Source organism: Paenibacillus typhae (assembly GCF_900099765.1).
Lineage (GTDB): Bacteria > Bacillota > Bacilli > Paenibacillales > Paenibacillaceae > Paenibacillus_AQ > Paenibacillus_AQ typhae.
Genome location: NZ_FNDX01000077.1, coordinates 1 through 8487, shown reverse-complemented (window position 1 = coordinate 8487; position 8487 = coordinate 1). Strand labels below are relative to the sequence as shown.

Annotated in this window: 10 protein-coding genes and 1 pseudogene; 5 read left to right on the top strand and 6 right to left on the bottom strand. The window is 54.9% G+C overall.

What is annotated here, in order from left to right; genetic code table 11:
- From BLR64_RS29650 to BLR64_RS29640, 3 genes are all read right to left on the bottom strand, one after another.
- A partial coding sequence (locus BLR64_RS29650; protein WP_167360810.1) for a transposase occupies positions 1-213 on the bottom strand: 213 nt, incomplete at its 3' end.
- Positions 214-233: 20 nt separating this feature from the next.
- Positions 234-707 carry a hypothetical protein gene (locus tag BLR64_RS29645; RefSeq protein ID WP_090720287.1) on the bottom strand — a complete coding sequence of 158 codons (474 nt, stop codon included), beginning with the start codon at positions 705-707 and terminating at the stop codon, positions 234-236.
- A gap of 136 nt (positions 708-843) precedes the next feature.
- Positions 844-2262, bottom strand: a complete 1419-nt coding sequence (locus tag BLR64_RS29640; RefSeq protein ID WP_090720289.1) for an aminotransferase-like domain-containing protein — start codon at positions 2260-2262, stop codon at positions 844-846.
- A gap of 222 nt (positions 2263-2484) precedes the next feature.
- Here BLR64_RS29640 and BLR64_RS29635 point away from each other — a divergent pair, with 222 nt between their 5' ends.
- The 4 genes from BLR64_RS29635 (at position 2485) to glpX (ending at position 6154) form a co-directional block, all read left to right on the top strand.
- Positions 2485-3435 (top strand): DMT family transporter, encoded by a 951-nt coding sequence (locus BLR64_RS29635; protein WP_090720285.1) that lies wholly within the window; start codon positions 2485-2487, stop codon positions 3433-3435.
- 176 nt (positions 3436-3611) lie between these two features.
- Positions 3612-4268, top strand: coding sequence for a helix-turn-helix transcriptional regulator (locus tag BLR64_RS29630; RefSeq protein WP_090720283.1), 657 nt, complete (start codon positions 3612-3614; stop codon positions 4266-4268).
- A gap of 18 nt (positions 4269-4286) precedes the next feature.
- Entirely contained in the window at positions 4287-5087 is an 801-nt protein-coding gene (locus BLR64_RS29625; protein ID WP_090720281.1) for a pyruvate, water dikinase regulatory protein, read from the top strand.
- Positions 5088-5158: 71 nt separating this feature from the next.
- A complete protein-coding gene (gene glpX, locus BLR64_RS29620) occupies positions 5159-6154 on the top strand; it encodes a class II fructose-bisphosphatase (RefSeq protein WP_090720279.1) in 996 nt (331 codons plus the stop codon).
- Here glpX and BLR64_RS31100 read toward each other — a convergent pair.
- Together BLR64_RS31100 and BLR64_RS29615 are read right to left on the bottom strand one after the other, a co-directional pair.
- Positions 6147-6281, bottom strand: a complete 135-nt coding sequence (locus tag BLR64_RS31100) for a hypothetical protein (RefSeq protein ID WP_279615498.1) — start codon at positions 6279-6281, stop codon at positions 6147-6149. The two genes, glpX and BLR64_RS31100, sit on opposite strands and share 8 nt — an antisense overlap.
- Positions 6282-6301: 20 nt before the next feature.
- A complete protein-coding gene (locus tag BLR64_RS29615) occupies positions 6302-7489 on the bottom strand; it encodes a YsnF/AvaK domain-containing protein (protein WP_090720277.1) in 1188 nt (395 codons plus the stop codon).
- A gap of 341 nt (positions 7490-7830) precedes the next feature.
- On the opposite strand from BLR64_RS29615, the gene BLR64_RS29610 reads away from it, so the two are divergent.
- Positions 7831-8142 carry a (2Fe-2S) ferredoxin domain-containing protein gene (locus BLR64_RS29610; RefSeq protein ID WP_068720774.1) on the top strand — a complete coding sequence of 104 codons (312 nt, stop codon included), beginning with the start codon at positions 7831-7833 and terminating at the stop codon, positions 8140-8142.
- A 118-nt stretch (positions 8143-8260) separates the two neighbouring features.
- On the opposite strand, the pseudogene BLR64_RS30650 reads toward BLR64_RS29610, so the two are convergent.
- A pseudogene (locus BLR64_RS30650) lies at positions 8261-8487 on the bottom strand (group II intron reverse transcriptase/maturase); the annotation flags it as partial.

Genomic DNA, 8487 nt, shown 5'->3' with positions numbered 1-8487 from the left:
CTCTAACTCCTGAACACGTTTTGCATCTTCGATACGTTCGCTAACAGAGGGTGTTGCCTGCTCACCGAATCGTTCTTTGTAGAACTTCACCCAGTTCGCAATCGTGCTCGGAGAAACTGAATACTTACGGGCAAGGAAAGATATCTTTGTTCCATTAATCGCTTCTTGGGCAACTTTGATCCGTTGTTCGTCGTACAACTTATTGCTCTTCATGTTCCTCATCCCCTTCTCTATTAGTGTACCTTATGCATCTTGAGGACTCCAATTCGATTAGGGGGCTTGAGAGAAACAAAGGCATTTTTGCCTTTGATTTCGCCCCGCAGCCCACTTTCAGCCAATTCAAAGGCATTTTTGCCTTTGATCTCGCCCCGCGGCGCACTTTCAGCCAATTCAAAGGCATTTTTGCCTTTGATTTCGCCCCACGGCCCACTTTCGGCCAATTCGAAGGCATTTTTGCCTTTGTTTTCGCCCCGCAGCGCACTTTCAGCCAATTCAAAGGCATTTTTGCCTTTGATTTCGCCCCGCAGCCCACTTTCGGCCAATTCAAAGGCATTTTTGCCTTTGATTTCGCCCCGCAGCCCACTTTCGGCCAATTCAAAGGCATTTTTGCCTTTGATTTCGCCCCGCAGCGCACTTTCAGCCAATTCAAAGGCATTTTTCCCTTTGATTTCGCCCCGCAGCCCAGTTTCCGGCCGGCTCAGAGCCATCCCTATCCCTCAATTCTCACAAAGCCCGGCGCCTGGTCCGTCGGTCTGCCCGGTCTATTAGTCTGCCCGGTCTATCGATCTGCCCTGCCTGCCGCCCCCCTCAACGGAACCTCACCCGCTCAAACGCCTCCGAACCTCACAGCTCCCGCGCCAGCTGCATCAGCTTGCGCATCCCCTCGCGCAGCACATTCTCGCTGGCGAAGGAGTAGCTGAGCCGCAGCCAGGAGGTCATCTCCCCGAGCGGATCGCACAGCTCACCCGGGACGAAGGAGATGGATTGCTCCATGCTGCGCTGCAGTAGCGCAGCGGCGGAGACGGACTCCGGCAGCTTGATCCACAGGTTCAGCCCGCCCTCCGGCGCGGTCCATTCCCAGCCGCTGCCGGCCAGCTCCTCCTCCATAATCTCCTTATGTACCTGCAGCGCAATCCGCAGCTTGCCCAGATGCTGCTGCAGGCGCGGCGACGTGTAGTAGTGCAGAAAGATCTTCTGGTTCAGCAGCGGCGAACCGTTGTCGGCCATCGACTTGGCCGTAATCAGCCGTTCCATGAACGGATGGCGGCAGGCCACCGCGCAGATCCGCAGCCCCGGCGCCACGTATTTACTGAAGCTGCTGATATAGATGACCCAGCCCTCCGTATCGTAGGCGAAGAACGGCGCCGGCGGCACCCCGCCGAAATAAATGTCGCGGAAGGGATCATCCTCGACCAGCAGGCAGCGGTACCGCTCGGCCAGCTCCACCAGCAGCTTGCGCTGGCGCGCCGGGACCGTATGGCCGGTCGGATTATGATGGGTCGGGTTGATGTAGAACATCCGCGGCCGGCAGGTGCGCATCAGCTCCTCGACCGCCTCAAGGTCATAGCCCTCCGGCGTAATCGTAACCGGCAGCAGCCGGGCACCCGCCCGGCGGAAAATATCAAGCGCCACACTGTAAGTCGGCCGCTCCACCAGCACATAATCCATCGGCCCGAGCACAAGTCCGGCAATCAGATTGATTGCCTGCTGGGCCCCCGAAGTAATCAGCAGCTCGGCAGGCGACAGCTGCAGCTTGTAGTGCTCCTGATAATGCCGGCTCAGCACGCTGCGCAGCTCAGGATCGCCCTGGACGGAGGAATACGTACCCATGACCTTCGGATAGAGGTCGAACACTTTTTTGACATAGTCGGACAGGAACAGGTTCGGCAGCAGACCGGGATCAATCAGCGCCTGGGAGAACTGGTATTGAACCGGCATACGCTGAATATCGGACATCGGATTGGTCAGCGAATAGGCCGGCACCCCTGCGGCAGCTTCTGCCGTTGGCTCTTCCCTCAGCATACCGGCAGGAGCAACATAATAGCCCGATTTGTCTTTTACATAGACCCTGCCGCTGCTCGCCAGCTCCCGGTACGCCTTAAAGACAGTCAGCCGGTGCACCTGCAGCTCCTCGGCCAGCATCCGGATCGACGGCAGCTTGTCATGCACCTTCCACTCCTCGCGCACAATCCGGTTCACCATATAATCATAAACCTGCCGGAAAAGCGGATGATTCTGCTCCATGTTGGCCGGTTGTTTCATAGCTTTTGCACTCCCCTCAGCAATTCCCGCAGCCCGTATCTTCTGCAGAGACAGCGTTACGGCCGCAGCCTGCATCCCGCAGCCCTTGTTATTTCCCCTATTGTACAGTATACATCCCGCCATCTGTTCTGTTACTTATTAACTGTTCTGTGTCCGGCCCGTTATGATTAACCAAAATGCTTCACCGTACTGCCATATTACATTCACAAAGGGGAACTATTCATGATTATGCTGGCTTATTCGCTCGTCTGTCTGATTTTCGGCACTACCTTTCTTGCTATTAAAATCGGAGTGGACGCCGGGCTCCCGCCCTTCTTCTCCGCAGGAATCCGTTTCTTTCTCGCCGGTGCTGTCCTGTTTATCTGGATGGTGATCAAAGGTAAAGCCAGCTTCTCCCTGCTCCTGCGCAAAGAAATGCTGATTACCGGAGCCGCCCTGACCTTTGGAACCTTCTCCGCGCTGTACTGGGCCGAGCAATATGTATCCTCAGGGCTTGCCGCCGTGCTGTCGGCTACCGGGCCGATGATGATTCTGCTGATGCAGACGGCTTTTCTCCGCCAAAAAGCACCCTCCTACTCCCTCTATGGCTGCATCATCGGCTTCACCGGAGTTCTGCTGCTCGTCCTGCCAAGCCTTGTTGTGGACGTGTCCCCGCTATGGATCACCGGCTGTATCGTTGTGCTGATCGGGGAATGCTGCTATGCGGCCGGAGCGATTTATTCCAAAAAAGTGATCAATGCCTTTTCCGGTGTCTCGCCCGTTGCCTTAAATGCTGCGCAGATGATGTACGGGGGAGTACTGCTGTTTCTTTTATCGCTTGCTGCCGAACCTTGGCATCCGGAAATTTTAATCTCCCTCAAAACCGCCGGTTCCCTGCTCTATCTGACCGTTATCGGCTCCATGGTCGGACATACCCTGTTCTACTGGCTCGTCGCCAGGACAAATCCGGTGTTCCCGTCTACCTGGCTGTACATCTCGCCGCCGATTGCCGTTGGTGTGGGTTACCTGTTCTATAATGAGGCCGTTACCTGGATTACGCTGCTTGGCGTGTTCACCATCATCGCCGGAACCGTACTGGTTAATGCGGGTGCCCTGAAGGAGCTTTTGTTCAAAAAGAAAACGGCGCCTGCAGTACTGACCGCCCCTCAGCTCGATGCTGCTGCACAGAAATAAAGCAATTTTCGCTTGCTAAATTTATTTATGACGTACTATATGTTGCATTAGTGATCATTATTGCGTATTATATAAACAAGTTAAGGGGTATTATTACCATTAAGACGTCTGAATGAGAGGGGGCATCGGAGAGCGGTACTCCTTTTCCATAGGAGCGACCTGATAATACCCGGAAATTGGAGGGACCTGCAATCGAACTGACATCCCGTCAACTGCAAATTATTGAAATTGTAAAAAAACGCGCACCGATTTCCGGCGACCAGATCGCCGAAAGCCTGAACCTCAGCCGGCCGACCATCCGCAACGACCTGTCCATTCTGGTCATGCTGGAGTACATTGACGCCAAGCCTAAGGTCGGCTATTTTCCCGGCCAGCGGTCTGTGGCGCATCTGGGCAGCGGCTATCTGCTGCGGGAAACGAAGGTCAAGGATATCCAGAGCATCCCGGTAGTCATCCGTGAAACAACCACGATCCAGGATGCCGTTGTCACCCTGTTCCTGCAGGATGTCGGCACCCTGATTATCTGCGACGGGGACGGCAGGCTGGCCGGAGTGGCCTCGCGCAAGGATTTCCTGAAGGTAACGCTCGGCAATCCCGGTGCAGTATCCATGCCGGTCAGTATGGTTATGACCCGTATGCCAAAGGTAGTAACGGTATCGCCTGATGAGCCTGTGCTGGATGCTGCACATAAAATGATTTTTCACGAGGTAGACAGTTTGCCGGTGGTCGTCCCCGGCGGCGCGGAAGATACCGTCCCGGGACTTCAGGTAACGGGCCGGCTGACCAAAACTTCCATCGTTAAGCTTCTCCTCGATCTCGAAGCCAAAGGATAACGGGAGGATTAGAAACGCATGGAGCAATCTTCGCACTACATCACGATATGCTCAGATTCAATAGGCGATACGGCAGAAGCAGTAGTGCAGGCCGTTATCCACCAGTTCCAGAATCAGCGTGTCACGATCAGGAGATACGGCAATGTAAGGCACGAGGATGAATTGCGCAGGCTGATGGAGGAAACGGCGCAGCTGCAGGGTTTTGTCGCCTATACCCTGGTGCAGCCTGAGCTCCGGGAGATGATCCGTGAGGAAGCGGTCCGGCTGGACCTGCGGATTGTCGATATTATGGGCCCGATGATGCAGGCCTTCATCGATACCTTCAATGACGCGCCGCAGGCCCGTCCCGGACTGCTGCACCAGCTGGACGAGAACTACTTCCGGCGGATCGAAGCTATCGAATTTACCGTTGCCTGCGATGACGGCCGTGACCTGGGTGCCATGCTGAAGGCCGATATCGTGCTGCTGGGCATGTCCCGGACCTCGAAGACACCGCTCAGCATCTTCCTTGCCCACCGGGGCAAGAAGGTGGTCAATTATCCGGTCGTACCGGAGATTGCTCCGCCGCAGCAGCTTCTGAGCCTGCCGCCAAGCCGGATTATCGGCCTGACAACGGAGCCGGAATATATGCTGAAGATCCGTTCCGAACGCCTGAGGATGCTGGGTCTGCCTGCGGGCTCGCAATACGCCAGCCTTGAGCGCATCCATGAAGAGATGGAATACGCCGCAGCACTGTTCAAGAAGCTGGGCTGTCCGGTGATCGACATTACCGACAAGGCCATTGAGGAAACCGCCGGCATCATTATGGGGCACTTGTAACCATATATACAACCACGCAGATGCTCTGCACAGCAAATAAACCTATAACCTATAAAATGGAGGGAAAACATATGGAACGCGAATTGGCACTGGAGATTGTACGGGTAACGGAACTGGGCGCTTTATCCTCAGCACGCTGGATTGGCCGGGGTGACAAGAATGCGGCTGATGATGCCGCCACAACGGCCATACGTTCCATGTTTGATTCTGTCTCCATTGACGGAACCGTCGTAATCGGCGAAGGTGAAATGGATGAAGCCCCGATGCTCTATATCGGAGAGCGTGTGGGCACCAAGGACGGTCCTGCTGTAGATGTAGCCGTTGACCCGCTTGAAGGTACGGAGGTCGTCGCCTGCGGGCTGCATAATGCCCAGTCGGTCATTGCGATTGCCGACCGCGGCAGCCTGCTGCATGCGCCCGACATCTATATGGAGAAGCTGGCCTGCGGCCCCGAGCTGGCCGGTAAGCTCAGCCTGGACGATTCCGCCGAGGTTACGCTGCGCAAAGCCAGCATGATTACCGGCAAGGCGCTGTCCGAGCTGACCGTAATGGTGCTCGACCGCAAGCGCCACGAAGATCTGATCAGCACCCTGCGCGAGCTGGGTGTACGGATCAAGCTGCTCGGCCACGGTGATGTGGCCGGAGCGATTGCGGCGGCGCTGCCGGACAGCGAGGTCGATCTGTACATGGGCTCCGGCGGAGCGCCGGAAGGCGTACTTGCCGCCGCTGCCCTGAAATGCCTCGGCGGCGAGCTGCAGGGCCGCCTGATGCCGGAAGGGCCGTTCGAGCTGCAGCGCTGCCTGATGATGGGTCTGGATAACCCGACCCGGGTGCTGTCGATGGAGGATATGGTCGGCACCGGCGATGTCATCTTCGCTGCGACCGGCGTTACCTCCGGCGAATTCCTGAATGGTGTCCGCTTTATCGGCAAGGAACGCGCCGAGACGCATTCGGTTATCATGCGGGCGCAGAGCAAGACCATCCGCTATATCCGCAGCATTCATTTCCTGCCCGGCAAAGAAATCCCGCAGGGCGTATCCGACCGCCAGAACGTTGCTTTTATGTAAGCCGCCGCCAGGCACCGGAATCTGCCGCATCAGCTTCAGCGGCAGCCGGACTGCTGCGCACCGCAGCAAAAAGGGTTTGCCCGGGGTCCAGCAGGACCCGGGCAAACCCTTTTAATAGTTCTGACATACTGTCAGCCTGACCGCCGCTTAACGCGTGCGGCTGTGGTCTCTGTCTCTCAGCAGCTCATCGCTGGCATTGACCTTCACATCCCCCGTCTTATCGACACGGGCCTCTTCGCGTTTCAGGGTATCTTTTACCTGCTCAGTGCCCTGAACCTCACGCTTGTGAATGCCCACCTCACCGGTGACCACCGTGTTCTTATGAACCTCGACCTGCTCTTCGCTGACCGGGATACGGATGGTTTCATCGGCTCCTACTGGCGTTTGGCTGGAGTCATTGTTGACCGAGCGCCGCTCAATCACAATTTCCTCATGGGATACAGGAACGTTGATCGTCTTCTGCTCCTCCACGATTTCCTTGCGAACGCTAACCTCACCGGCTTGCACCCTGTTTTTGGACACATCCAGCTGCTCCTCGCGCAAGCGGAGCTTACGGGCTTCGTCATCCTCGCCTTCATAAGCAAGCGAGCTTCTGCTGTCTACATCCTTGCCCATGCCGTCAGGCGTTCCGGAGTACAAATCAGCCTTCATTCCCGGCCGGTTTAAATCCTCATGCGCCCGGTTATCCGGCAGATCATGCACCGGAGCGGAATTCATGGTATCAAGCCCGGTGTCTGTCCGTCCTTCAAGACCTGAACCGTTAAAGGCGGCATCCACGACATCTGACACTGAATGATCAGCCGCATCTCTATGCGATCCGGTCATGCTGTTATCATCAATATATCTTTCGGCATTGGCCGAATTATGGTTACGGAATACGGTGTACACATCGTTAACACGTGTACCTTCCGCATCTACCATGACCAGAATCCGACCCTCGTCTACATCATTTTCATAGCTTTGCGCTTCATCCTCCGGAATACCAAGGCCGATCAGGCCGCCTACCAGCCCGCCCGTCCCGGCTCCGATAGCTACCCCTGTCAATGTTGCGGCAATTGGACCAGCAGCAATAATCGGTCCGATTCCCGGAATAGCCAAGGCGCCAATCCCTGCCAGGAGTCCGGTCACTCCGCCCAGCAAGCCGCCGGTTGCTGCACCGGAGGCCATGCCTTCCGGAGCTTTCGTGCCTGTCTCTTCATTAATGGCTTCGACATCTCGTTTATTACGGGCAATCACGGAGATATCCTCTGTCAGAAATCCGTGACTTTTCAGTTCTTCAATAGCCTGCGAAGCCTCATATTCGGTATGAAACACACCTACAATTTTCTTATTCATAACGATTCCCTCCTGATAGCTTTTTTTTGTTTTTCTTGGCCACTCTTTCACATCTCTTAATTAACCACTCCCCTATCCGCGAAACTGAAAGTTTTTCAATTTTGAACGATTCCTCAAATATATTTTCGAAACAGAATTTATACTGGAAATCCTAACCTCCGACACATTTCCATCATATTTTCCTTGTGAAAGTCAGGTAAGATCACACAATATTTACGGCATCAGCCCATTTGTTAAGCCTTTTGGAACAATCGCTTCAACCCCATTACACCACCGGCAAAAGAGGCTATACTCCTCGTAAGATAGGTCAGCCATTTTCACATGACCAAGGAGGTCTACCCATGAATATGCGTTTAAAAGTATTGAAGAAGCATCTTCTGTTCTGCTGCAGTGAGCATTGCAACAATCAGGAGGTCGAGGATGTCATGCAGGCGTTCAAGGAGCAGCTGGTCGAGCAGGGAATTAACAAAACGGTCAAAATCAACAAAACCAGCTGTCTGGGGTTATGCGGCAATGGTCCCTTTGTCATCGTCTATCCCGACGGCGTCTGGTATTACAATGTAACAACGGATGACGTTCCGCGCATTGTGGAGGAGCATCTGGTAGGCGGCGAGCCGGTGGATGAGCTGGTTATGCTGAAAATGGAGGCCTGACACGAAGTAACCCCGAAAACATATAAGCACTTAATCGAGTAGGAGGCTACCCATTGACTGAGTAGCCGACCTCTCACACCACCGTACGTACCGTTCGGTATACGGCGGTTCAATCGCATTAGTGCAATTTACGTAATTGCTCGTACTGTGCTGGGAAGTCATAATATCCCGCCAGTGCGAGCTTTTCGTTTGTTATGGAACGAGACAGTACAGGGCTTCCGGCGATACGCCAATAGCCAAGTCGGGAATTCCCCCACTGGTAGGCCTGCCACTCCGGTATCCCTAGCTTGTGTAGGTTTTGCACCTTTGTTTTGGGCTTCTTCCATTGCTTCCAGATGTACATTC